22 protein-coding genes and 1 pseudogene are annotated in these 24,490 nt (G+C 46.4%); 2 read left to right on the plus strand and 21 right to left on the minus strand.

The genetic code is table 11. The features are described 5' to 3' along the window. The 9 genes and pseudogenes from QJ48_RS22485 to QJ48_RS38920 form a co-directional block, all read right to left on the minus strand. The coding region (locus QJ48_RS22485; RefSeq protein ID WP_157261720.1) for a response regulator at positions 1–241 on the minus strand (241 nt) is incomplete at its 3' end. A gap of 190 nt (positions 242–431) precedes the next feature. Continuing rightward, a complete protein-coding gene (locus QJ48_RS22490; protein WP_054975729.1) occupies positions 432–1,457 on the minus strand; it encodes a CBM35 domain-containing protein in 1,026 nt (341 codons plus the stop codon). 259 nt (positions 1,458–1,716) lie between these two features. Continuing rightward, positions 1,717–2,673 (minus strand): 3'-5' exoribonuclease YhaM family protein, encoded by a 957-nt coding sequence (locus QJ48_RS22495; RefSeq protein WP_054975730.1) that lies wholly within the window; start codon positions 2,671–2,673, stop codon positions 1,717–1,719. Between the two features lie 157 nt (positions 2,674–2,830). Beyond that, complete coding sequence (locus QJ48_RS22500) at positions 2,831–3,463, minus strand: hypothetical protein (RefSeq protein WP_054975731.1); 633 nt, start codon at positions 3,461–3,463, stop codon at positions 2,831–2,833. Between the two features lie 34 nt (positions 3,464–3,497). Further along, entirely contained in the window at positions 3,498–4,679 is a 1,182-nt protein-coding gene (locus QJ48_RS22505) for an ABC transporter substrate-binding protein (protein WP_157261721.1), read from the minus strand. A 181-nt stretch (positions 4,680–4,860) separates the two neighbouring features. Further along, positions 4,861–6,033, minus strand: a complete 1,173-nt coding sequence (locus QJ48_RS22510) for an efflux RND transporter periplasmic adaptor subunit (protein WP_054975733.1) — start codon at positions 6,031–6,033, stop codon at positions 4,861–4,863. Between the two features lie 13 nt (positions 6,034–6,046). After that, the gene (locus tag QJ48_RS22515) at positions 6,047–6,916 is read right to left on the minus strand and encodes a carbohydrate ABC transporter permease (protein ID WP_054975734.1); all 870 of its coding nucleotides are present in this window, start codon (positions 6,914–6,916) and stop codon (positions 6,047–6,049) included. Between the two features lie 12 nt (positions 6,917–6,928). Beyond that, the gene (locus tag QJ48_RS22520; protein WP_054975735.1) at positions 6,929–7,813 is read right to left on the minus strand and encodes a carbohydrate ABC transporter permease; all 885 of its coding nucleotides are present in this window, start codon (positions 7,811–7,813) and stop codon (positions 6,929–6,931) included. 281 nt (positions 7,814–8,094) lie between these two features. Beyond that, positions 8,095–8,247: pseudogene (locus QJ48_RS38920) on the minus strand (RNA polymerase subunit sigma); the annotation flags it as partial. A gap of 713 nt (positions 8,248–8,960) precedes the next feature. Between QJ48_RS38920 and QJ48_RS22525 the strand changes: the two are divergent. Beyond that, a complete protein-coding gene (locus tag QJ48_RS22525; protein ID WP_054975736.1) occupies positions 8,961–10,175 on the plus strand; it encodes a pyridoxal phosphate-dependent aminotransferase family protein in 1,215 nt (404 codons plus the stop codon). On the opposite strand, the gene QJ48_RS22530 is transcribed toward QJ48_RS22525, so the two are convergent. From QJ48_RS22530 to QJ48_RS22535, 3 genes are all read right to left on the minus strand, one after another. After that, on the minus strand, positions 10,172–10,483 hold the full coding sequence (locus tag QJ48_RS22530; protein ID WP_272948149.1) for a transposase: 312 nt from the start codon (positions 10,481–10,483) through the stop codon (positions 10,172–10,174). The genes QJ48_RS22525 and QJ48_RS22530 overlap by 4 nt on opposite strands. A 12-nt stretch (positions 10,484–10,495) precedes the next feature. Further along, positions 10,496–10,693, minus strand: a complete 198-nt coding sequence (locus QJ48_RS39530; RefSeq protein WP_082420639.1) for a transposase — start codon at positions 10,691–10,693, stop codon at positions 10,496–10,498. Positions 10,694–10,896: 203 nt separating this feature from the next. Continuing rightward, entirely contained in the window at positions 10,897–11,928 is a 1,032-nt protein-coding gene (locus tag QJ48_RS22535; RefSeq protein ID WP_054975737.1) for a Cfr family 23S rRNA (adenine(2503)-C(8))-methyltransferase, read from the minus strand. 876 nt (positions 11,929–12,804) lie between these two features. Here QJ48_RS22535 and QJ48_RS22540 point away from each other — a divergent pair. Beyond that, entirely contained in the window at positions 12,805–13,647 is an 843-nt protein-coding gene (locus QJ48_RS22540; protein ID WP_054975738.1) for an SMP-30/gluconolactonase/LRE family protein, read from the plus strand. Between the two features lie 332 nt (positions 13,648–13,979). Here QJ48_RS22540 and ppsA read toward each other — a convergent pair whose 3' ends face one another. From ppsA to eboC, 9 genes are all read right to left on the minus strand, one after another. Continuing rightward, positions 13,980–16,598, minus strand: coding sequence for a phosphoenolpyruvate synthase (gene ppsA, locus QJ48_RS22545; RefSeq protein ID WP_054975739.1), 2,619 nt, complete (start codon positions 16,596–16,598; stop codon positions 13,980–13,982). A gap of 308 nt (positions 16,599–16,906) precedes the next feature. Next, positions 16,907–17,440, minus strand: coding sequence for a DUF2232 domain-containing protein (locus tag QJ48_RS22550; protein ID WP_054975740.1), 534 nt, complete (start codon positions 17,438–17,440; stop codon positions 16,907–16,909). Then, on the minus strand, positions 17,368–17,865 hold the full coding sequence (locus tag QJ48_RS36185; RefSeq protein ID WP_082420635.1) for an energy-coupling factor transporter transmembrane protein EcfT: 498 nt from the start codon (positions 17,863–17,865) through the stop codon (positions 17,368–17,370). Before QJ48_RS36185 ends, QJ48_RS22550 begins: the two co-directional genes overlap by 73 nt. Before the next feature lie 10 nt (positions 17,866–17,875). Continuing rightward, positions 17,876–18,727 (minus strand): ATP-binding cassette domain-containing protein, encoded by an 852-nt coding sequence (locus tag QJ48_RS22555; protein ID WP_054975741.1) that lies wholly within the window; start codon positions 18,725–18,727, stop codon positions 17,876–17,878. Then, positions 18,703–19,551 (minus strand): ATP-binding cassette domain-containing protein, encoded by an 849-nt coding sequence (locus tag QJ48_RS22560; protein WP_054975742.1) that lies wholly within the window; start codon positions 19,549–19,551, stop codon positions 18,703–18,705. The genes QJ48_RS22555 and QJ48_RS22560 overlap by 25 nt, the downstream gene beginning before the upstream one ends. A gap of 161 nt (positions 19,552–19,712) precedes the next feature. Beyond that, positions 19,713–21,245, minus strand: coding sequence for a 4-hydroxyphenylacetate 3-hydroxylase N-terminal domain-containing protein (locus QJ48_RS22565; protein ID WP_054975743.1), 1,533 nt, complete (start codon positions 21,243–21,245; stop codon positions 19,713–19,715). Next, entirely contained in the window at positions 21,242–22,063 is an 822-nt protein-coding gene (locus QJ48_RS22570; protein ID WP_237763024.1) for a TatD family hydrolase, read from the minus strand. The genes QJ48_RS22565 and QJ48_RS22570 overlap by 4 nt, the downstream gene beginning before the upstream one ends. 16 nt (positions 22,064–22,079) lie before the next feature. Further along, a complete protein-coding gene (locus QJ48_RS22575; RefSeq protein ID WP_063858143.1) occupies positions 22,080–23,408 on the minus strand; it encodes an alkaline phosphatase family protein in 1,329 nt (442 codons plus the stop codon). Between the two features lie 13 nt (positions 23,409–23,421). Beyond that, the gene (eboC, locus tag QJ48_RS22580) at positions 23,422–24,300 is read right to left on the minus strand and encodes a UbiA-like protein EboC (protein WP_237763025.1); all 879 of its coding nucleotides are present in this window, start codon (positions 24,298–24,300) and stop codon (positions 23,422–23,424) included. Positions 24,301–24,490 lie beyond the last annotated feature (190 nt).

The raw sequence follows: 24,490 nt of genomic DNA on the forward strand, positions 1-24,490 counted from the left end.
GGTTATTTAAACCTCTTATGGTTCGGGCTATTTGAATCCCGTTCATCCCATTCATTTCAATGTCCAAAATTAAAATATGGAATGGAGTTTCATGGCGCTCATAATAAGATACCAACTGCTCTCCCGAGCCGAATAATTCGATGACAAATTCAATATTTGTCTTTATCGACAAAGTAATTAGAATGCTTTTAACAAACTCTCTGTGTTTTTCCTCATCATCACAAATAGCCACTCTATACATAAATGATCCCCCCGTTCCATTACCTTTATTCTAAAACTCTATAAACATGATACAACCTTTTGATTTTATATAGATAGTTTTTGGATGAAATGCACTTTTGAATCCCTTAAATCACTTTTCAATCTCTTTGCATGAAAAGAGCGAATTCTCTGAATCAAGAATCCGCTCATGCAGTTGTTGTGTGTTGTTCCTAATTGTCCTTCCGATACATTCGCAAGTTCTTGAAGTGCGCCTCGGAATATTTGCCCTTCGAGATTCCATTGTTGTACGTTCCGTTCTTGAAGTACCATTCACGGTCAGTAGTATTGTACTGTCGAGTTTTGACTAAAACATCGTTGATCCAGATGCGTGCTGCACCAGTTGCAGGATTAAAGGCACATTTGAGATTAAACCAAGTGCCTGCCATGTTTGTCGCGATGTTAGTAGAATCGCCATTGTTACGAATGTTGCCATCGGCCGTTGCCTGAATATAGATCGGTTCGCCGCCCGTGTTGCTCTTGATCTGCATAATCGCGGTCTTTTCCGTTCCAGGCTCGAACATGACGTCGGCCTCCCACATATTATCTTTGTTTTGATCGGTCCAATTATCCCAGCGCATCTCAACCCGCTCTTCACCTGCGTAAACCCGGGTAGTATAAACACCATTTACGATCCAAAATCGTTCGGACATAGGCGCTCCTGTCCTGTTCTGAACATAATAAGAATTCTTGTCCCAAGGTATCTCGGTCCAGCCCGCCGTAACTGTATTGCCAGTGATAACAATACGGTCCAAATCCGGTGCATTCGCCGCATTATTGTAAAATTTAATCGTATTGTTTCCGGCATTCAACTGTACCGGCACAGAAGTTTTTACAGGAGTGCCCCAGTTTGAACCAATCAGCGTTTTTTGCGTTCCTGTTCCGCCATTGACACTGATGTAAAAGTCTCGCGTACCGTTTACTAGGAAGTAGATATCCATATTGTACGATCCCTTACTTATTACATTGACATTCAGTGTCACATAATTCGCCGAGCTGCTGCCAATATGCCCAACCTTGAAACCGCCGGAGCAAGCCTTACAAGTTACTGAGTTCGCCGTTCCGCTCATGGTTCCGTTTTCCGCCTCATACGACGTGGAAGCCGCATTTACACGTTCCGGCGACACTGAGCAAACGGTTAACAAAAAGAATACACCCAGACAAAAGACCAAAAACATGCGGAAAAGCTTCGTTCTCATGAATAAATTACCTCCTCTATGTTATAGTTTATTAAATGGACACCCTCCATTTGCCATCATTTTACTTTTATACCTTATTAATGTGTATGTTCATTTCTCACTTCTGTTTGGAATATACTAACCATCCCCTTTCATTTACAGCTTAATAGTAATGATTACACAAATAATGCAACCGACACCTACCGTTATATTTCTCAATGTCATAAAACGAAAAAGCCGCATGATATGCGACTTTTAATGTACCCATAGAAAAAATCGTTTATTTTTTCATCCGATATATTTGTTTATTCTCAATGATCTTAAGTGGTTGCGTCCATTCCTCCGAATCCGGCAGCGAATCTAACGCATCCTCAACAGCCTGAAGCTTTGCATCCAGTGTGTCGATATAATGCAACGCTACGGCCTCGGGTATTTGCGGCTGCACCGGGCTGCCCCATTCCCCGAGATTGTGATGAGAAAGAACCAAGTGTTGGAGTATAACGATTTTCTCATCCGAGGTGTCCATGCCCAAAGCAATAGCAGCTTCAATTATCCAGTTTGCCGCTAACGAAATATGTCCCAACAACTTCCCTTTAAAGCTATAATCCGTCACAATCCCGAGCTGTGCATTCATCTCCTCAGGTTTCGCTATGTCATGCAGTATAATGCCGGCTTTGATTAGGTCGAGATTAAGGAAAGGACGCTGCTTTGCCACAAATTCACCGAGCTCAAGCATCCGACAAATATGATAAGCCAGCCCTGCATAGTAAGCATGATGCATTCCCTTCGCAGCCGGATAATGCATAAGCCTCTCTTCTACCTTGCAGATACAGAACTCCACCACGCTTCTAATGTCACTGTCCTGAATGCTTGCTGCCGTTTGCTTGATCATATGTACCAGATCAATCGGTTGAATCGGTGCTGATCTGATAAAGTCCGTCAGCGTATACCCATCCTCTTCCGTTGCCTTGCGAATTCGGTTAATCTTCATCTGAGGCTTTTCACGATACATTTGAACGTGCCCTTGCACCTTCACCAGCATCATCGGGAAGTATGTCTCTTTATCGGCAGGAGAAACATCCCAGAGCTTCGCCGGGATTTCTCCGCTAGTATCAGCCAAGACAATATCAAAATAATCTTTCGGAGGTGTTGAATTGGTTTGCTTTATATCGGCTTTCTTCAGCAAATAAAATCCGATGATTTCGTCACCCTCAGTAAAAGTTCTAATCAAAGTCACTGTATTGTCGCTCCTTACAAATGTGGTTTATGAGTTATTCGACAACATACGCCTTATTGCCTTCTAGAACTACTTTCGGCTTATTAAGTCATTGAATCGCCTTTATCTTCAGACAAAACAAAACCACTTTCTGCGAAAGTGGTTGGTGACGCGACTGCTACTTCGTCTTGATCGAATTCACGATATCGTTTGCAACGGCTTGCCACTCCGCTTTCTTTTTTACCGGGCAAGTGATTTCGATTTCCAAATGCTCTCTGTTTAAAAGTCCCCACGATGTCATGGTGTATTTATCTTTAGTATCCGCTTCGACAACAATAAGCTGCCTGCCATTCACTTTAATCACTTCCTCACGGAGCAGCTTGGCGTCTTTATAATTTTGTTTCATAATGTCAGCAAGCTTCTGCAGCAAACGTGGATCCAGATCTCGATCCGTTGTCGATTGTTCGGGATCATGGTGGATCCTAATCGTCACTTCTTCGCTCTTATCCTTATAGATAACCTCCCCTGTTTTGCTTGATTTTTCTTTGAACTCTTTTGGAATCAAAATTTCCAGTTGTTCGGAAAATAAAAGCTTTGTTTCATACTTGCCGTCTGCAACCGCAGCAGTATCAGGCTTCGGCGATTGGGACGCAGGGGACGATTGTGTTGTAGACGCTTGGGTTTGTGTTTGTTGCCCATCAATCATCTTGCTTGATTCCTTGCTTGGCATCGTGTCGGGTTCGGTTCCAAAACAACCCGTCATCGTGGCTGTAAATACAACAAGCAGGGAGAGTGTCATCCATTTTTTCATTGAAAATCTTCCTTTCTTTGTGAGCTTGTAGGATTTATTCGTTGATATAAGTCGTAACACGGTTCTGGATCAACTTGGCTACGTCATCGGCTGATTTCTGTCCGCTGAAATATGCCTTGGCTTCTTCAGCTATAATAGATTGAATCTTGCCGTCGTCCGTAATGTAAATATTCGCGCCCGCAATCATTTGCTTCAGCGCTTGAATGCCCTCAGCAGATACAGGAACTTCTGTCCCTGAGTTAGTCGCCGCCGAGCCTTTAGCGGCCAATTCCCCCAATATCTTCTCATTGACCGACTTGTTCACGGAGAACCCTTGCAGCCGTTTCTGTGCTTGAACGTCTTCGGACAGCAGAAACTTGATGAACTCCCAAGCTTCCGGCTTAACCTTCGAGTTCGCGTTCATAGCGATCGACTTGTTCCCCTGGAACGAAACTCCCGACTTCTGACCGTTCACATGCGGCTTCGAATACACTTTTCCTTGCTCAAAAAATTCCGCAGGCCCTGTAAAATACTCCTCCGGTGAAGTGAGTAGAGATGGATAAAAATAAGCATCCCCGAAATTGACCGGGCTCGCTGTAATCACTTTGTCGTCATACATCGTCTTCACCTGCTTAAGCAGGTCGGTAAAGAACGGCGACAAAAAGTCGGCTTTGCGTTTGGACGTATCGACCAGTGTCGAATAATTGTCCGCAACGAGATAGCCGAGCATTTGCTCAGGAGGCGTATTTCCCATCGCATAGCGACCCTCCTTGCTATTCAGCAGCTTTCCGGCTTTCGCGAACTGACTCCACGTCCAATCTTTATCGTCAATTTGGACTCCTGCTTTCTTGATGCCTCCGGAATCCCCGGCCAATGTATCGAGAAAAAATCGTGTTGGCAGAGCGTAAAGGCCGCCGTTCATTTTGACATGTTCAAAAATGTTCATATAATAGTGGTTCGAATCGAACGACTTATCGTTGTTCATAAATTCATTCAGGTTGACGAGCGCGTTTTTGTTGACGTATTTCCCGACTTGCAGCCCGCTCACGTCCAGATCGATCAAATCGGCTCCCTTACCGGAAAGCAGCTGCGTATTCGTTGTTTGAACATATTTCTCAAGCTTCCCCTCCTCACTCCCACCTTCCGCTGCATACTCCTTTATTTCAATCATCAGATCCGGATGCTTTTCCTCGAACTTCATCTTCGCCTGCTTGTAGAAATCGCTCGCCTCAAACACGGATAGAACAACTTTTTTGCGCTCCTTGGTATCATTACTCGTAGTTTTATCGCTCCCGCTGGAGCATGCTGTTGAGGAAATCGCTAGTACTGCGCAACTGAGTACTGTCAACCATTTTTTCAAAAGAAACCCTTCTTTCGTTTATTATGGCGAGTTCAAAAAACTCTAGTATGGATATGCTCTACTTCATTCTGACTCTCTGCCCATCCACTAACGGTTCACTGCTTTCGACGACGATTGCTTGATTCAGAGATGCACCGGCTAGCACGACGGTTTCGCTGTCATTCGCATCGCCTGTTTCAATCTCCGTCTTGCGGAGGTGATAGGTGTTGCCAAGCGGCCCTTTTTTCTCCTCCACCACGTAAACGTACGGGCTACCGCTCACATGACGGATCGCCTTGTTCGACACGAGCATGCCGCCCTTTTCAGCCGATGTAACGGTTAAATGTACACTTGCTTGCTCGCCACCTTGCAGCTCTTCTCCTTGCACCGTCACAAGCAGGCGAATGGTCCTGGTGGCCGTTGCCTTCTGCTGCTCACCTCCTTCAATCGGTGACACAGGAGAGGCTGCTCCGACATTAGCATCGGAATATTCCATTGCCGCAACCGTACCTTCCACTCGTTTGGTGACGTTGCGGCTCTTGACGTTGACGTTAAGCTTGTCGCCGGGCTTCAGCTGTTCGGTGGCTGAGACGGGAAGCAGGAATGCAGCCTGGTACCCCAAGCTCGTGTTGGATAGACGCACATCGAAGCTATCTTTTGCGGATGGCATGCCCTGGACTGCATTTACCTTGGCGACTACGCCGTCGAATGGCGCGACGATTTGCCGATTGGTTTCAATATTCTGCTGTAAGTTGCTTATCTTTCTCTCTTGAACGCCGATTTTCAGCTGCGCGATCTCGATCTCCCGTTTGGCGGTGCGCTTACCCGAATCGTCGCCGTTTTTTGTCGCTTCGACGTAACGCTCCTTCGGCCCCTCCAGCTCTAGCCTCATTTGTGCGAGCATCGCTTGCTCATCCTGCAGAAGGCTATCGGCGGCCCGATTTTCATAAGTGACCAGTACTTGATCCTTCTTTACCCAGTCTCCTGCTTTAATGCGGACGCTGCTTACAATCCATCCCTGGACGCTTGAAAGCTCGATCTCGTTCGCAGGCCGCAGCGTTCCGCTGGCCCGAAAGTTTTGAACAAGCTGGCCTTGTCTCCCGGTCTCCGTCCAAACTCTGGGGAGATTCATCGTCCACAGCGTATTGCTGTATAACGTAAGAATCAGCAGTGCGCTAATAAATACAATGATGAGTAGCCGGAGCATTTTTTGGTGACCTGTAAGTGTTTGTTCTTCATCGCCCGGTTCCACACACCATTCCCCCTTACCCCTTAATACCGGAAAGCTGAACACCTTGTACGAAATAAGACTCCCCATACAGAAACAAGAGGACAATCGGCGACATATACATGACCGATGCGGCGAAGCCGACCCCTATAGCCTCCTGTTGAATGCGAGATAAATACAGCGATAGCGGCTGTTTAAAGGCATCATCGAGAAAAATTAATGGCTGCTCCACCATATTCCAGTAATCCACGAACAGCAAAATGACGAGCGCCGCGATCCCCGGCTTTAATAATGGAACGATGATTCTGGAGAAAATAAATGGATGCGATGCACCGTCCATAATGGCCGCCTCGACATAAGCATACGGAACGGAAAGCATGAACTGGCGCAGCATGAACACAGCGAATGCGGAAAAAATGCCCGGTAAGATAATAGCGCCGGCACTGTTTCCAAGCCCCAGGATGTCAGCGATGATATAGTTTGGGACAAGCGTTACCTGAAAAGGCATTAGCATAGCCATCAAATATACCATGAACAACGCTTCCCTTCCCCGATACCGCAGCATGGCAAAAGCGTATGCAGCAAGCGCTCCGACAACGGCCTGTCCTGCTATGATCGGTACAACCAGCAACACAGAGTTCCAGAACATGTTCAAGAAGATCGGCGTCTCCAGCAGTATTTTCCCGTACTGTTCGAACGATACCCAGTCAGGTATGAGCTTTAAATTAACAAATATGTCCTTGGCCCCTGATCCTGCATCCAGCATTTTGCCAATGAAGCCGTAATTGCTTGCAATCTCCTTCTCGCTCATAAGCGAATTCGTGACCGGAATAACCAGCGGCAATATCATGATCAACGCAGTTGCCATAAGAAACAGAGACCGTGCAGTTTTATGAAAAACGTTCATCTCCCTCCCCCTTCATTCCATGAATCGCCTGAACCGGCCTTCAAGCGAGTGCATGCCGGAGACGATGGCCAGTATGCAAATGACCATAAGAACGGCCGCTGCGGTTAGCTTTTGTACATCCAATGACATAAACATATTGTTCATATAGTGCTGCAGCATATAAATGCTATCGTGCGGATAGTTTCCGGCAATCAAGTACGTTTCACGGAAAATACGGAACGAGTTAATAACCGATATCAGAACGACGAAAAACATCGTCGGGGTCAAATAGACGAGCGTAATGTTGAACAGCTTCCGAACAGGTCCGGCGCCTTCCAAATCGGCCGTTTCATAATAATCCTTCGGAATGCCCTGCAATCCCGCCAGAAACAGGATCATGTTGTAGCCGACGTACTTCCACAAATAAACAATCAGCAGCACAGCTCTTGCCCATTCTGACTTCATCCAATCGATCCGCCCCCAGCCCAGACCATAAAGCCACGCATTAAGCGAACCGTTCCAGTCGAACATAATTTGCCAAATCATCACCACGGAGGCGACCGGCACGACGAGCGGCAAAATATAAGCTGTTCGTATCCAACGTCGGAAATAGACATTTCCATTCAATAGCAACGCCAGAACCAGTGACACTACGATGAGAAGAGGCACACTAACGGCTGTGAACCACAATGTGTTCAATGCCGCCTTGCGAAACGAGCCGCTGCCCAGCACCGTCTCATAATTAGCCAGGCCGACGAACACCCCTCCGCTCGTCTTATCCATAAACGAATACACAATGCCTATCACAAACGGGATTAAATAAAATAGGGAGAAACCAAGCACGCTCGGCGCCAAAAAGCCCATAGCTATTACACCTTGCTTATGCATTAATCGCTGAAATCGCAAACCCAACGACATTTTCACCTCCCTCCTTCGGACCGGATGAATTCCAACTTTCATTACCGTGGTGTATTTGTGCCGAATAAAGACGAGATGAAGACGAAGTCAGATGATCTAAAGTTTGTGGACAGCTTCCACGATCCCATCGACGATTACGCTCGCGGCCTTTTCCTGAAATTGCTGCGATTTGATCCTCGTCATCTTTTCTATCGGTTTGTTGTAATAAGTTGTTACTTTTTACCAATCTCGATATATACGCGTACATCGTCGCTATTTGCGCTAACCACAGTCTGCTGTTAACCGGTCAGTTTTCGTATTGACTGCGATATCATTTGGTTCGTCCCATCCATCAACGCAGTAGGTTGATCCCAATAAGACTCTTCCCGAGAGCAGGCACGGATACGTTCAAAAATTCGGAATCTCCTCCAGATCTTAACCCGAAATCGCTGTATGAGTAATTTGCATTCAGACGGCCCTCCTAAGCAAGCAGCTTACACACTATATTGTCTCTGTATCGAAAAAAGGTTCGGTTCTCTTCTTATTTTTTTGCAAACGGTTGAGTGCAAGAGGCTATCGGTATTTTTTCAATCTCTTTTGCATGAAAATGAGCGAATTCTCTGAATCAAGAATCCGCTCATGCAGTTGTGTGTTATTCCTAATTGTCCTTTCGATACATTCGCAAGTTCTTGAAGTGCGCCTCGGAATAATTGCCCTTCGAAATTCCATTGTTGTACGTTCCGTTCTGAAGTGCCATTCACGGTCAGTAGTATTGTACTGTCGAGTTTTCACCAAAACATCATTGATCCAGATGCGTCCTACACCAGTTGCAGGATTAAAGGCACATTTGAGATTAAACCAAGTGCCTGGCATGTTTGTCGCGATGCTAGCCCTTATATTTTTTATCCCACTAATTGTATCCGATCCAGAAATGCCCCCCCCAACCTATTGACAATAATTCTCTTGTTGCATATTATCATTTTTAAGTAGTTTTAGTATTTGATGGTAAGGGATTAATATTTCCCCAAATTCATCTTGCGGTGATTAACAAGAGAAGGGAGTATCATTGTAAAACTGCACTGTATGTCTCAGCTTTAGGCTTACGTAAGTACTCATAGGTTGGCGATGTTCGGAAAGCGTTAACAATCCGTTATTAGGAGGAAAAGTTATGGATGTTTTTCAAAAATGTACCGATTGGGATTTTCTTAAGTTATTACGTTCCGATCAAATGTATCCTTACTTTGAACCCATACATGAAAAAAATGGAACAGAAGTCGTTTTAGATGGTTTACCCATGATTATGATGGGTTCTAACGATTATCTGGGGTTATCGCATAATCCGACAGTCATGGTATCAGCGGCAGAGGCTATCTCTAAATATGGCACTTCATCTTCCGGTTCGAGGCTTTTGAACGGTACTTTGACGCTACATACCCAGTTGGAAGAGCGATTGGCGACCTTTTTGAAGAAGGATAGGGCGATCGTTTTCTCCACAGGTTACGAGACCAATCTCGGCGCTATTTCGGCCTTGCTCGGTCGAGGTGATGTGGCGATAATTGATCGTGCCGTTCATGCCTCCATTATTGATGGAATAAGGCTTGGTGTAGGTAAGATGCTTAGGTTTCAGCATAATGATATGGATGATCTGGAAAATAAATTGAGGAGCATTCCTAATCACTCCGGTAAGCTCATTATTGTTGACGGCGTGTTTAGCATGGATGGCGATGCGGCTAACTTGAAGGACATCGTCTATTTGAAGCATAAATATCAAGCACGCTTGCTTGTCGATGATGCCCACGGTATTGGAGTACTTGGAAAGAATGGCAGGGGTACATGCGAGTATTTCGACGTAGAAGCCGAGACGGATCTTATCACCGGAAGCTTCAGTAAGGCGTTTGGAAGTTTGGGAGGGTTCGTTGCAGGTGACGATGATGTCATAGATTATATCCAATATCAAGCAAGAAGTATGATTTTTAGCTCAAGTATGACACCGGCGAGCATAGCGGCTGCAATAAGCGCTCTGAATATCATTGAGAACGGTGAAGATTTACGTGCCAAACTGTGGGCGAATACCCGCAAGTTCAGCGAATCGCTTCAGCGTATGGGCTTTGATATCGGCCAGAGTACTACGCCTATTATTCCAATCCTTATTGGAGATACCCCTAGGACGTTTCATTTTTGGAAACAGCTTCAACAACATGGCGTATTTACGAACCCTATTGTTTCTCCTGCCGTCCAAGAGGGCAATGAATTAATTCGCACCTCTGTTATGTCGACACACACCACGGCACAACTCGATAACGTTTTGCGCATATTCGAACAGATTGGCACAAGCTTGAATATCATTAACCCTGGTGTAGGGCCTGTACGCAAACCTATTTAAGCCATAAACGAATTGAAAGCAGTGTCAAAAGAGCCATGAACATGTTCGCTGGTTTTTTCATAGAAAAAGCATTCAATTAAGTGTCGCTCTTTATACGTTTCAGAATCTAACGGGTCCAGAATGGCATTGGTATCATAGGCGCGATCAGCCAACACTTCACCCGGGCAGAAGTCCAATTCATGAAGAAGGCGGTAGCCGGTGACAGAATCGTGGTCTTGTCCTGGCGTCAATTCGAAACGCAGCGGATCGCCGAGCGTATCCACCATCGCATGAATTTTGGTTGTTAATCCTCCGCGCGAACGTCCGATTGCTGGCCAGTCCTACCCCCTTTGCGCCCGCTCCATGTTGATGGACCGGACGATGGTGGCATCGACCATGACCTGCTCCCAATCCGGCCCGATGGCGCCATGCTTCAGTATTTCATCCCAAATATTCGCTTTTTGTAACCGCCAGAAGAAGCTGTAGGCTGAAGACCAAGGGCCATAGTAACTCGGTAAATCCCGCCATGGCGCCCTAATAAATTACCTCCCCTTAATTATGGTTTTCGTGTTCCTCGGGTCGGAAATTTGCCTCCAGCTTCCTTCAGATTTCGCCTCGCGATGGACACCCTTGGCTCTTATGCGTGGCGCAAATCAAAACGGCTGCCCTCTTCATGGCAGCCGTTTCTCTTTCCAGTCGCAGACCCGCTGCGTCCGGGTAATAAATTTAATTTCCGCATCGATTATTCGGAGCGGTATAGCTGGCCGCATGCCGCGTTAATGTCCGATCCGAATTGAGTTCGGACCGTGACGCTGATCCCCTTTGACTTCAAGATCCGAACAAAGGCTTTAATCCGATCAGGATCAGATTGCTGATAGCTGTCTGGCGTAACTTCGGTCGAATTGAATGGAATCAGGTTAACGTGGTAGAGATGTTCCCCAGGTCCCCTTCCCCTTAACAACTCGGCAACAGCTTCCGCATGCGCCGTCGAGTCGTTGACTCCTCGAAGAAGAATATACGCAATATACACCTTTCTCCCTGTATGCCGGATGTGATGATCCAATGCCTTCAGCACATCGCGGACTGGGAATCGGTCGTTGATCGGCATCAGCTCGCTTCGCTGATCGTCGAACGGCGAATGCAGCGAGAAGGTCAGATTGACCTGCGGAAACTCCCGTGTAAGCTTGTCGATCCCAGGCAACAGGCCGATGGTGGAAATCGTAATTCGTCGATGTCCTAAACCAAAGAGATGCGGGTCGGTCAAAATCGTGATTGCATCAAAAATATGCGGGTTGGCGAGCGCCTCCCCCATGCCCATGAATGAGACGCTATCCAAGGCGTGTCCGTTCAAGCGAAAGTGCAGCAATTGGTCGGTAATTTCGTCGGCGGTCAGATTTCGTTTCAGGCCGATGGTACCGGTGGCGCAAAACCTGCACCCGAATCCGCAGCCGCACTGCGTGGAAATACAATACGATTTCCACCCCTGCTCATAAGTAAGTCGTACGGCCTCCACGCGTTCGTCGCCCGCAATGGCAAACAGCACCTTGCTGACCTGTTTCGACGTGAATTCCTTTACCGGAACGATGCTGCAGACGTTCGGACCAAGCATCCGGGTCAACTCGTCGCGCAAAAATTTGGGCAATATGGTCATCCGTTCGTATTCACCAACGTTTTGCTTGAAAATCGCGTCCATAATCTGAGCATACCGATACTCGGGCTGCTTGAAGTCGGACAACATTCGCCGAATCGTTTCATATTTCGAGGTTAGTCTCATGTCTTCTCCTTACCGCCGGAGAAAACCGTAAAAAAGCAACCGTCAGTTGGCGCTTTGACACGTCATTAACCAACTATACAGAAAAATCGCATACGTTTGCAGACGGATCGCTACGTGCACCTGTCGATAGATTGGTAAACCTCCGGCAACCGATTTGTTTTTTTGTGAACCGCTTCACCTAACAAGAACCGGTTCACAAAATCATCTACAACCTCAATCTTCATCGCTTTCATCCTCCTAAAAATGGTGATGCTTGCAAAACTCGCTGTAATTATTCAAACCATCGTCTCCGTTTGTTCAAAAATATTCGAAGCAAAAGCTGCTACAAAAACACTAAATATTTCTTTTCTCATACTCAAAGGGTTCTTCACACGAGTAAATTTCATGGAAAAATCCCTTATACGGGATATCGTCTTCCAGGCATTTTATGAGATACGACAGCTCCTCGTCACACTCCGGATCTTCACCATCATTCTGCATCACCTCAAATGCGTCTACAATATTTTCCACGAGGGTTCATTGACAAACCCTCTTTCTCACAGGTATAAACGACATTACGCCCTCCGGGATGTGCCTTAACCAGTCTGGTTACATAGCCTTCCAACCCGTACAACTCTGATACTACTGGAAGTAAATATGCATCAGCGATTTTAACAACCTCGTTGTAAGTCATGATATCTCCTTTAATTGAAGTTTATCTCCCAAGAAACATTTTCTAATAACTATCCAGTTTTTATCAAGTTCAAAATCAGATTTAACTGATTTATCCGAGGCCAGATTCTCAAATTGAATTTTTTGCGTTTAACGTACTTTTTTGACTAGCGGAAAATAAACATACTAAGTGAGTCCTTTTATTAAGGAAAGGAGATTTTAACCATGCGATTTGAGTTATTTAAGAGCAAAATTCTAACGGATGGATTTACACGCAAAATAGAAGGTCCTTCATGCGATAAATACGGGAATATTTACGCCGTTAATTTTCAAAGAGATGGCACGGTTGGCAAAGTAACCCCAAATGGAAAAAGCAGTGTCTTTATTGAATTGCCTACGGGCAGTACCGGATGCGGGACACGTATTGACCCTAATGGAACTATGTACATCGCAGATTTTAAAAAACATAATATCTTCGCCGTTAACCTTGAAACGAAAGAGATCCGTGTACATGCTCATGACCCTGCAATGAACCAGCCTAATGATTTAGCGATAACCGAACAAGGTGTTTTATTCGCTAGTGACCCCAATTGGATCCAACATAATAAGGGACAATTGTGGCGTATTCATACAAATGGAGACACCCATTTATTAGAAAGGAATATGGGAACGACAAATGGAATTGAAGTTAGTCCTGACGGTAAAAAAATATATGTAAATGAATCATTGCAAAGAAGAATATGGGTATATGATCTATCAAGTACTTATGAATTGAGTAATAAACGCTTATTGGTAGAGTTCCGTGATTTTGAACTTGATGGAATGCGCTGTGATGTGGCAGGCAATTTGTTTGTTACTCGCCCTGGCAAAGGTGTGGTGGCGAAGATTTCCCCTGATGGTCTTTTACTAAGCGAAATTTTCCTTATTGGTAAAAACTGTACCAACCTTACATTTGGGGGACCTGATGGAAGAACCTGCTACGTGACAATGGCTGATACAGGAAGCATTGAAATGTTTGAATCCGATGTGCCTGGCAGGTGTTGGAGTCTGTTGCATAGAAGTGTTTAGCGATAACGGCGCTTTTAACAAGCCTCGTCTCCAGCGCAGAGCGAAATCGAAAACGTGATCAGGCTGACTGACGCCAATGCAGCGGGGCATGAAGCGGCCGACGTGACGTATGCGGTTGGCTTCGTCGCTTGCATCCGCCAAAAAATGGCGACTCAACCGCAGTTGAGTCGCCTGCCTGATCTATCCCCCTCGTAATCCCCCGCCCAATTAATGCAACATTCGAAGATCTTCATCATTTTGATCTGCAATTTTTTGCGGTCCACCAGTTTCGTGAGGCCTCAGCGACGCCATACATTGCAACTGCTAACCAGGGTAACCGACGTATTCAGCCATTACAATATTTCGATATACCCTTCTGTTCCATTCACCCGGATTCTTTGTCCGTCTTTGATCAGCTTAGTAGCATTCTCCACTCCGACAACTGCTGGCAAGCCATATTCACGTGCGATAACTGCTCCATGGGTCATCAGTCCGCCAACTTCAGTGACTAAGCCTTTGATGGATACAAACAATGGTGTCCAGCTAGGGTCAGTAAACGAGGTGACTAAAATATCTCCATCTTCCAGATCAGCATCTTCCATGTTTAAGATGACACGTGCTCGCCCCTCAATAACTCCGGAAGAAACAGGTAGCCCTACAATAGCCTCGGCTGGGAGATTTTCTCGTTTGTACTTGCCTGCAATGATTTCGCCATCAGACGTGATAACACGTGGCGGAGTTAGTTTTTCATATAACTTGTACTCGTCTTTTCGTTTGCCGACGATCTTGTAATCCAATTTATTTGTGCGTACGGCTTCGTGAAGCTCTTCAAAAGTGAGGTAATAGATATCTTCTTTTTCATGAATAACGCCCGCTTGTACGAGTTGTTCGGCTTCTTTCAGTAAAGCCTGCTTATAAACGAAGTAGTGATTAATATATCCATATTTTGGATATTCCCGATATCCAATGAGATTCCGGACTAGGTCGATCATTCGTTTTGTTTCTTTGGCTTTTTGTTCGCCATCCGGTAATTGCTTCAATCGATCTAATAATTCTTGTTCTTTTTTTAAAGCTTCCTGTCGCCCTTGCTCAAATTTCCGCTTTCCGGCATTAGGCTTAAAGTTTTTGATGTTACCCAGAATCATGGGGACAAGTGTAATTGGTTTTTCGCTCCAACGGGTTCTGGTAATATCGATTTCTCCGGCGCATCGCATTCCGTATTTGTTGAGATAAGCATAGATCGCGTCTTGGGTTTCCTGTCCGCCATTAAATTTAACCAGTTCATCCAAAAAGTGATCATCTATTACATGTTGTAAATAATTAACGACTTCCGGATAAGGACGTATCACATCTGCGACATCCATTAGAGCCAGGCCCATTTCCGAAGTGATATTGTTTGGTACAGATTGAGACAGCGTATCTGCTGCGTTTTTTTCACCCAACCACTCCATCATTTTTTCATTGATCCATGATGAAGCATTCATAGCAGTCATAATCACACCAAAGCTTTGTGGATCAGATATCTTCCTCTTCCTTAATTCCTGGATATCTTCCAGGATAAAATCAAATAGATCCGCCCCTGATTTCGTTTGGATCTTATGTTTTAACTCTTCGATCGATGATTCACTTCGCTTAATCAAATCAGAAACGACTGTCGGATCGTAATCGTTTAGTGTTTGATAATTCGCAGGCGCCGGACCTTGATTGCTTTTACCGTAACTCTGTTCTTTCTTATCATCCGGTATCGATTTTATAAAATTTCCCCGCTCTATGACGGTCGTCAATGCATCTTTTATGAGCGGATCGTTTTTTCCCAGGACATTTATTAAAGTTTCCCTGCCGGAAGGTGAAGCCAACATAAGTGAAACATCAACAAACAACCTTCCGCCGGCTTTACGCATGGGCGCAGGAGCTAGTAACAGATAAAAAGACAATCCCAATGGTTTCATGGGATCGGTCATCATTTGTTGGTGACCGACAGATACGTAAACGTGATTTTCTTGATCATTCGCTTCAGGGATCGGGTATAAAGTAGTGATTGGCCGGCTCTGGACAATATAAAATGTATCGTGGGCTAAACACCATTCGATATCTTGTGGGCAACCAAAATAAGCTTCGATCTGTCTTCCAATGCGTGCTAATTGTAAAATTTGTTCTTCAGTAAGGGTTTGAGTCTTTTGCTGATCAGGATCGATCTGCTGTGTCTCTGTTCCGCCTTCTTTTCGTCCATAGATAGCCAATTTTTTGGTTGCTATCCTCTTATCGACAATTTGCCCTTCCTGTACTTTATAACAATCGGCAGATACCAAGCCGGAGACCAGTGCTTCCCCAAGTCCAAAGCTGGCATCGATGGATAGCAGCTTTCGGTTGGAGGTAATTGGATCAGCAGTAAATAAAATCCCCGAAGCCTGCGGGAAAACCATCCTTTGAACGATAACGGATAAATAAACTTGACTGTGGTCGAATCCATTTTGCATACGGTAGATTACCGCGCGATCCGTAAACAGGGAAGCCCAACATTTGCTGATATGCTGCAAGATCGCTTCTTTGCCGATGATATTCAAATAGGTGTCTTGTTGGCCAGCAAAAGAGGCATGTGGCAAATCTTCAGCAGTCGCACTAGAACGCACTGCATAAGCATGTTCCTCGCCAAACCGGGAGAGATAGTGAGCAACAGCTTTCACGACATCGGAAGGAATTTCTACGTCCATAATGCTTTGTCGAATCTTCCCGCTGATTTCACCAATTTGATCTCGATCCTCTAATTTTAGAGTGGTTAGTCGATCCAACAAAGCATGATACGTTTCGTTTTGTTCGATGGCTTTTTGATATCCTACGGTTGTAACACAAAATCCTTCTGGTACTTGTATTCCTTGAATTTTTGATAATTCCCCTAAATTTAACCCTTTTCCGCCAACGAGCAAAAGCTGCGTTTTTTCCATTTCCTGAAAATCGAGAACCAAAGAACTCATTCTACATCTCTCCTAACCATTAAATTGAGAAACACATTTGACAAGAGCTCACCGGCATGATACAATTAAATTGTAAGATGAAATAACTATAACCATTTAACGCGAACAGTCGTAATCTGATTATATCATCGCGTTTCTTTATGTGCAACATAAAAAGAACCTGGTTAAACTATCCAGGTTCTTTTTGATTTTCCACTACTATTAGTCACATCTAAAAACTTAGTTCAAGCCGACTCCGTCACTGCATAGTCACCTTGCGGTTCTATGCAGTCTCAGGAAATCCTGAGGTTGCGTTACTAAACTGCCCGCTAGCGTACGGATTTTCTTAATCTCGCTAATATCCGGAGGCTGATTTCCGTCCATATCGCGCTATAAAGCAAACTAAATAGAAAGATATACGTTGCCGTAGCAATATCAAAGCTCAGGGCGACCGAAGGTCCTAGCAGCGGAAAGCGCAAGGCGTATAACACCAGCGCAATTCCGGCCCATAACGCGAGAGCGGAAAACAAGACAACCTGAATCCGATTTTTGGAGCGCGCAATGCTGAAGCCTAATGCCAGCCCGAGCAATCCCGTTGTAAACGGAAAGACGATCAATTCGCTTGGTTGAATGAGGAGTAGTAACACGATGCTAAGCGCATAGACGGTAAGTCCCGAGCGTAATGAAATGAGCGCCGCCAATACAGCCGGAGCTGTCGATAGCAGGCTGAGCAAGTAACCCGGCCCCGGAAAAAAGCCTCCCGCCGATTGGAATAATGCGGTTAGTGCACCTAGAAAGGCGATCGTGACAAGTGCCTTTGTTTGGTTGGCACCGACGCGGGCCAATAGCGATGCGGATTCCATCCGCGGTAACGGCTTTGCCCAATGCGGCGCAATGGGGAAAACAATTTATGCAGCCCCTCCGTTTGTTTTTCTGGCGGCGTAGTCGATAATAATAACGTGACCATTAGAATAAAAGAAATCATTTTAAGCGTCATTAGCGCTGCGCCCTCTACTCCGTTTAATACGATTTGAAAGTAATTTAATATGATCATGACGATAAAAAGTCCTCGAATATTTTCCCATAATAAGTATAGGCGGAGTTTGGAAAGCAGAAACAAGAATAAAGCGACAAGCGTATAAATGAGGCTTGCCGTAAATGAATGGGAAGAAACAAGACTTATCGAATAACTTGCGACAAACCCATATTTCGAACGGGGATCCAGCCGGTGCAGGAAAGAATCGCCGGGTACATATTGCAGAGTGGATAAAGCTCCGAAGCTGCTCATGGTTCATCTCCTATGTGCGCATCAGTCGGTCGGTTATGAAGGCGAGGAGCTTGTTTTCTTGAATGAGCTCCGAATCGATTTTTCCGGGGAAAAAGGATTCGAGTTCCTTGCGGAAGCGCAGTAAAGGTGTTGGAGATAAAGCTATAGCGGGATCTTCCAACACGCATCGAATTTCGGCAGGTTTCAAATCATAGACTAGTCTTCCGTTATTTAAAATGACCAGACGATCCGCATATTCCAAAGCATCCTGCAGATGATGGGTAATGCAGACGATAGTCATATGCTTTGTTCGTTGAAGAACGGTCAGCAAAGCGAGAAACTTCCCGCGTGTCAACGAATCCAGTCCGGCCGTAGGCTCATCCAAAATCAGAATCTTTGGCTCCAGAACGACGGCTCCGGCCAATGCAACCCGTCTTTGTTCTCCGCCGCTGAGCTGAAAAGGAGAGCGATCCTTGTATGCTTCAAAGGAAAGTCCAACGCATTCCATCGCGTCTTTCACTTTTGCCGTTATTTCCCGCTCGCTATACTTCTTCCGGCGAAGCCCGTAACGGATATCCCGGAATGCCGTTTCTTCAAACAACTGGTGCTCGGGAAATTGAGAAACGTAAGCGACTTTCTTCGATATATCGGACCGGTTTTTTCTGCTGTTCGTCGGGATATGATCCACATATACGAGACCGGTTTCAGGCATTAATAAACCGGCGCCCAGCTGTCCCAAAGTGGTTTTGCCGGACCCGGAGGAACCCATGATGGCGGCAAATTGCCCGTCAGGTATGGAAAACGTAATGCCGTTGACCGCTTTATGCTCCACGGCAGTCCTTTTGGCATGCGTATAGCTTACATCGCGGAATTCGATTCCCATATCGATTTGGCCAATTCCTTTTCCGATCCGCAGCAGGCAGGCAGTTCCATACCTTTCGTGCGGAGCGCTTTTTGTAAACGAACTAGAAACGGCGGGAGCGTCTGAGCTTCTTCGAGAATGTCGGATTGCTTCATTAATGAGGGGACGTCTCCGGCAAAAGCGAGGCGTCCATGATTAAGCACCAAAATCCGGTCCGCCTTCCAGATGTCCTCCGGATCATGAGTCACCTGAATGACGGTAAGTCCCATACGATGAAGCTCGGACATGACGCCTAGCAACTTGCCGGCATTTTGCGGGTCCAGCATGGACGAGGCTTCATCGAAAATAATGATTCGCGGATGCATGACGAGTATGCCTGCGATCGCAACCAATTGCTTTTGCCCGCCGGACAACGTTCGAACGGGACGGTACCGCAGCTCTTCCAATTGCAGCAATTTCAATATACGGTCTATTCGTGATATCATCTCATCCCGCGGGAACATTAGGTTTTGCAGGCCGAACGCGATATCCTCTTCGACCGTAACGCCGACCGTCTGTTCATCTGGATTTTGAAAAACCATGCCAACCAACTGACGGATATTTCGAATATTCGCAGAATCGGTAGATTCCCCGAAGACGAGCACCTTTCCCAGACTTGGTTTCAACAAGCCGTTCACTAATTTAACGAAGGTCGACTTTCCCGAGCCGTTTCCTCCCACGATGGATATCCATTCGCCAGGAGCAATGCTGATATTGATATCTTTTACGATCCATTCGCCATGCTCCGAAAAACGGAAAGAAACGTTCTCAAAAACGACGGACGGCGATTTGGCGGCTGCGGTCATCCCAATTCCCCATTCCCTTTAACTCGTTACCATTATATTCGGGTGAATCGGAGATCATTCGGCCCGGATTTCCATCATCAGTACTGTTTATTCATGGAAGAAAGTAAGAAAAAGAACGCTGATCCGATTACGGTTAGCGTTCTTTTGATTTGGGACCATTCTTATCTTTGCACCAGATTGACATCGTGCGGATCGATCCAGGTCGAGTCCGTCCAACCATCGAGGTCATAATCGCTCATGCACTTCTCCACCATGCTCTTGAACGCCTCGGCAGAGCCGCTGTTTACTGCTTCCATCAGTGCGTGAATGCGGATATCTTCAAAATTGCCGGTATAATTTCGTTCGTATAGCCCATGCCGGCCGCCAAATTCGCTCCCGATAGCGTCCCAGAGCAATTTATTCAGCTTAATCTTCTCCATGCTGTCATACCCGCCCGAGCCACGGTAAAATCTCTCTAAATAAGGACGAAGCTCCGGATTTTTAAAATCCGCCGTACTGGAAGGCTGTACGATGAGCCCTCCTCCCACCACGTCTTCGATAATTTCTTTTATACGCGTCCAGGCCATGGGAGAAAACACTCTGTAAGCCGTTCCGTGTTCGACATTCGGCAAAACCGTTCCATTAGGACCCGGATTCGGATCTTTTGCCATTGCGGTACTTATGGCCCAGAACATATTTCGCCACGCAATCATTTCTCCGACTTTTGCTTTCACCCCGCGGAAATCGCCGGTTCCCGAAGATTCAACGACTTTTAACAGCAGGCCCGCGATAAAGTCAAGCTTGACTGCCAAACGGGTACATCCGTGAAACATAAACAAATGGACGAACCCGGAACGCGGGAAGAAAGCATTCGCTTTTTCAATATCCCGATAAACCAGGATGTTTTCCCACGGAATCAAGGCTTTATCAAAAATAAGGACGGCATCATTCTCATCCATACGGCTTGAAAGCGGGTTATCGAACGGGCTGCCTAATACGGCGGAATGGAGTTCGTAGGAAGGGCGGCAAATCATCTTCACTCCGGGCGTATCGTGGGCGGCGAAGAAAGCGAGAGCAAACTCCTCTTTTTGAACGGGCAACGTTCCGTTATGAGCGACAAAATGGCAATTGGTCAGCGCGGAACCAGTGGCTACCATTTTAGCGCCGCTGACAATGATCCCGGCATCGGTTTCCTTTTCCACGTTGATAAAAACATCGGACACGGCATGCACCGGTTTGTTTCTATCCACCGGCGGATTGATGAGGGCGTGATTGATAAATAATACCTTCCTCTGCGCTTCTCCGTACCACCGGCGGGCGTTATTCTCAAATGGGGCATAGAACTCCGGGTTGCCGCCGAGAGTTCCAAGAAAAGCGCCCTTGTAATCCGGTGTCCGACCCATCCAGCCGTAGGTAAGGCGCGCCCAAGCGGCTATTGCCTCGCGTGACGCTAACAATTCCTCCGTGTTTCGGCTAACTTTAAAAAAGCGATGGGTGTAGCTGCCTCCCGGGATATCGACAGGCGTTGTTAATACATCGTGATCCTTGGGATCATGCAATGCATCATAAAGCCGTGCAACAGAACGCGCGGAATTTCGGAAAGCCGGATGGTTCACAATATTCTGTACACGCTGACCGTTTAGCCAAATCTCCCGGTCATCGCGCAGACTGTCCAAATACTCTTGGCCGGTCATCGGTTTCCTAACGTCGCTCATCCCTGCTTCTCCTTGATCCATTCTCCCAATCGCAGCTTGCCCGACTGGCTGTAAAAGCGGACCGGATTATCCCATACCAATTGTTGAATCACATCTTCCCCATACTCTTTCCTTCTCATTTCAAGGGCTGTTTTCACGATACTAAGCGGGTTGGCCGGACCCCAATCGGCCGCGGAATTAATCAGCATACGCTCTGTCCCGTACCGATCGAATATTTCGATCGCGATCTCGGGGGAAACCTTGGTCGGATAAATCGTCATCCCGCTCCATCCCCCGTAAGCTATCGAGAGGTCAATCGTCTCGAGGTTATTATGGTCGATCAAAACTTGATCGGGATCGAGATTGACTTCCTTTAATACTTTGATTGTACGCTCGGTGCCTTCTCTTTTATTGCGATGGGGGGTATGCACCATGACAAGCATATTCATTTCTTTTGCCATGAGGAGCTGGCGCCGCATTATTTCTTCTTCCGCATCCGTGATCAGATCGAACCCGACTTCGCCTACGGCCAGACAGCGTTCATGCCGATAATACTCCGGCAGGCCGTCAATCACCCGATGTGCGAGTTCCAGTTTGTTCGCTTCTTTCGGATTCATCGCCACGCAGCTGAAATGATCAATCCCGTACTCCTTCGCCCGTTTCGGCTCAAATTCGAGGATATGCCGGAAATAATCGAAGTACGACTCCGGATATCGGCGTTCGCTTCCAAGCCAGAAAGAGGGCTCGACAACCGCCTGCACACCGGATAAGCTCATCCTCTCGTAGTCGTCGGTAGTGCGGGAATAACAATGAATATGCGGATCAAAAAATTTCATCATCCTCACTCCTCGTCTCTTAGCTTAAACAAAGCCGCAACAGAAGATTGTGGACTTCCGTGGCATCCAATTCTTGCGGCAAATCCATATCCCGGCCGCTTACAATCATCGAGATTTGATCGTTTTCTCCTCTTACCGGCAATCCATGCGATCCCCGAATCAACTCCGGCTGTAAAGGAATACGGTACGTTTTCGGATCAACGAACAACTCGACCGGATCGTAACCGGGCTTTCGGTGAATATCCACAGTGTGAGCAAATTCAGGCGCTCGCTCATCCTCTAACCACCAATAATAAACGAACCAGCTATCAGGCTCCGCTATGGCTATTAATTCGCCGGACCGTTCGTGATCGATGCGATGTTGCTTTTTCTCGTCCTCTCCCCAAACCTCGGCGATGCCCGGCAATTCTTGTAAAACCCGTTTCACTTCGGGGATATCGTTGGCATTTGTGATATAAACATGAGCCAACTGGTGATCCGCAAGGGCGAAAGCCCTGGAGTTCTCCATATTGATAAATTCCATCTCTCCTACCCTGTCAACAACCTGATATCCCAGCTTTCGCAGAAATCGGTTAATATAAATCGGGCGTCGAACCGGTTTGAAGGCATACTCCGACAGTAAAACGATCCTCGTATCTTCATAAAGCCGCCGGCGTTTCAGCTCTTCCACCAAATATCCGATCAGCCCGTCAATCTCCTTTAACGATTGCTTCGCTTGTCCGCTACCGGGTCCAAATCTTTGCGCATTGTAGTCGAGGTTCGGCAAGTAAACGAGTGACAATCTTGGTCTATAGTTCTCCAACACGTCAATAGCTGCCTTCAGGATCCAATCGCTGGATTGGACGGATGCCAAAGGTCCCCAAAACGTTCGCAAATCAAACTCCCCAAGCTGTTCGCGGAGCTGCGAATATAACCCGTTCGGTTTGGAAGCGTACCACTGGATCATACGATTCTCCAAATGGATTGGTGCAGGGGTTACGACATAATCAGCCGAGCTCAATTTACTAAATTGCCAAAAAAAGATTGCGGTCTTCGCCTCTGCATCCGCCTTCTTCAACGTTTCCCACAGCTTTTCGCCCTGGATAGGAACCATCGTTTGGTTCCACATCGTAATTTCTTTATAATCTCGGTCCGGAAGACCGTTGCAAATAATCCCGTGTTCCGCGGGAGGTTTTCCCGTTATGTATGTTGCTTGAACCGTCCCGGTCACCGCCGGAAAAACGGGATTCACTTTAATATGATGGCCCTCATCTAGAAGCTGACGAACATTGGGTAACAACTCTGCATCTTGCAAATGCTCCGGACACAAGCTGACGATGTCGAGCACAAGCACATGTTGTTTTTTCATATTCTCCCCTCCTTCATGTAACCGAAAATGCTCGGGACCAAGCGTAGCTTAACAGCATGAAAATCGTTACGGTCAGCCATGCCGTCATTCCCCCAATTGACGTGGCGATTGCAGCATTCAAAAGAGGCAAGCCGATAATGCAAGTTCCCACCGCTTTGCGAATATGTATGGCATTCGGAAGTTTGATGGAAGCATACATCCCTCTAAACGTCCAGACTAGGAAAAGGAAAACTGCGATAAGGGTTACGAAAAGCGTCTCCCGGCCGCCAAAGAATAGGACCGCAATCGAACAAACGGGAATCGTCACGCTCATCGTCCAGACACGTTTCGGATAAAGATCCTCCCCTACTTCTCCCTTGGACAAAGCCGTGACCATGGCAATATACACAAAAGGGACCAGGGACATCCACCAAAAGGCCGATAATTGCGAAGGGATCAGGCTGATGCCCAGCAATAAATTTAAACCGCGGCATATCCCCATATTTACCGGCCCGAAAAGATGATCGTTTTTCAGAAAGCTGTTATACAGATAGATGCATGCAACCAACGCGCAAGCTATCATGAAACTGGCCCAGCCGACGAAATACGCGATACCGAGTCCGCATATTCCCAACATGCAAATTAACGTTAGCGCAAATGAGCGCTTTATGCGCCCGGAAGGCAGCGGCCTTTCGGGACGTTCCATTTTGTCGAGAGTGTAATCCATATAATCGTTCAACGCTACGCCCATTGCATATAAACAGACGCTTGAAATGATCAAGGAAAGCAGAGCACCGATGTGAAAATTTTGCCAAATGCCATAAGCAATCCATCCGCCCGCCATAATATCGGCCATTGCTGTAAATAAGTTGGGGAAACGAACGAGTTCCAGACAAGCCTTCCATTTATTCAAAACGAAGCTCCCTCCTCGCTCGCTAGAAAAAGCGGCTGGCTTTATCCATATGCAGCACTCTACCTTTAGCATAAGCCGGGCCGTAAGAATCGTTGGTTTGCAAATTTATGAGGTTTTGAAACGCGGACACCAGATGCGGATATGCGGTGAACCCCTCATCCCAGTTTGTTCACACATTCATAAGTAATAT

It is taken from the genome of Paenibacillus sp. A3, assembly GCF_001399685.1.
In the GTDB taxonomy this organism is placed as follows: domain Bacteria; phylum Bacillota; class Bacilli; order Paenibacillales; family NBRC-103111; genus Paenibacillus_G.

Coding starts and splice junctions, on each gene's coding strand:
- QJ48_RS22565 (WP_054975743.1), bottom strand. CDS start 21,245: ATGAGCGACGTTAGGAAACCGATGACCGGCCAAGAGTATTTGGACAGT.
- QJ48_RS22560 (WP_054975742.1), bottom strand. CDS start 19,551: ATGACCGCAGCCGCCAAATCGCCGTCCGTCGTTTTTGAGAACGTTTCT.
- QJ48_RS22550 (WP_054975740.1), bottom strand. CDS start 17,440: ATGGAATCCGCATCGCTATTGGCCCGCGTCGGTGCCAACCAAACAAAG.
- QJ48_RS22535 (WP_054975737.1), bottom strand. CDS start 11,928: ATGAGACTAACCTCGAAATATGAAACGATTCGGCGAATGTTGTCCGAC.
- QJ48_RS22525 (WP_054975736.1), top strand. CDS start 8,961: ATGGATGTTTTTCAAAAATGTACCGATTGGGATTTTCTTAAGTTATTA.
- QJ48_RS22555 (WP_054975741.1), bottom strand. CDS start 18,727: ATGGGAATCGAATTCCGCGATGTAAGCTATACGCATGCCAAAAGGACT.
- QJ48_RS22500 (WP_054975731.1), bottom strand. CDS start 3,463: ATGAAAAAATGGATGACACTCTCCCTGCTTGTTGTATTTACAGCCACG.
- QJ48_RS22570 (WP_237763024.1), bottom strand. CDS start 22,063: ATGATGAAATTTTTTGATCCGCATATTCATTGTTATTCCCGCACTACC.
- QJ48_RS22490 (WP_054975729.1), bottom strand. CDS start 1,457: ATGAGAACGAAGCTTTTCCGCATGTTTTTGGTCTTTTGTCTGGGTGTA.
- QJ48_RS22520 (WP_054975735.1), bottom strand. CDS start 7,813: ATGTCGTTGGGTTTGCGATTTCAGCGATTAATGCATAAGCAAGGTGTA.
- QJ48_RS22575 (WP_063858143.1), bottom strand. CDS start 23,408: ATGAAAAAACAACATGTGCTTGTGCTCGACATCGTCAGCTTGTGTCCG.
- QJ48_RS22515 (WP_054975734.1), bottom strand. CDS start 6,916: ATGAACGTTTTTCATAAAACTGCACGGTCTCTGTTTCTTATGGCAACT.
- QJ48_RS22540 (WP_054975738.1), top strand. CDS start 12,805: ATGCGATTTGAGTTATTTAAGAGCAAAATTCTAACGGATGGATTTACA.
- QJ48_RS36185 (WP_082420635.1), bottom strand. CDS start 17,865: ATGAGCAGCTTCGGAGCTTTATCCACTCTGCAATATGTACCCGGCGAT.
- ppsA (WP_054975739.1), bottom strand. CDS start 16,598: ATGAGTTCTTTGGTTCTCGATTTTCAGGAAATGGAAAAAACGCAGCTT.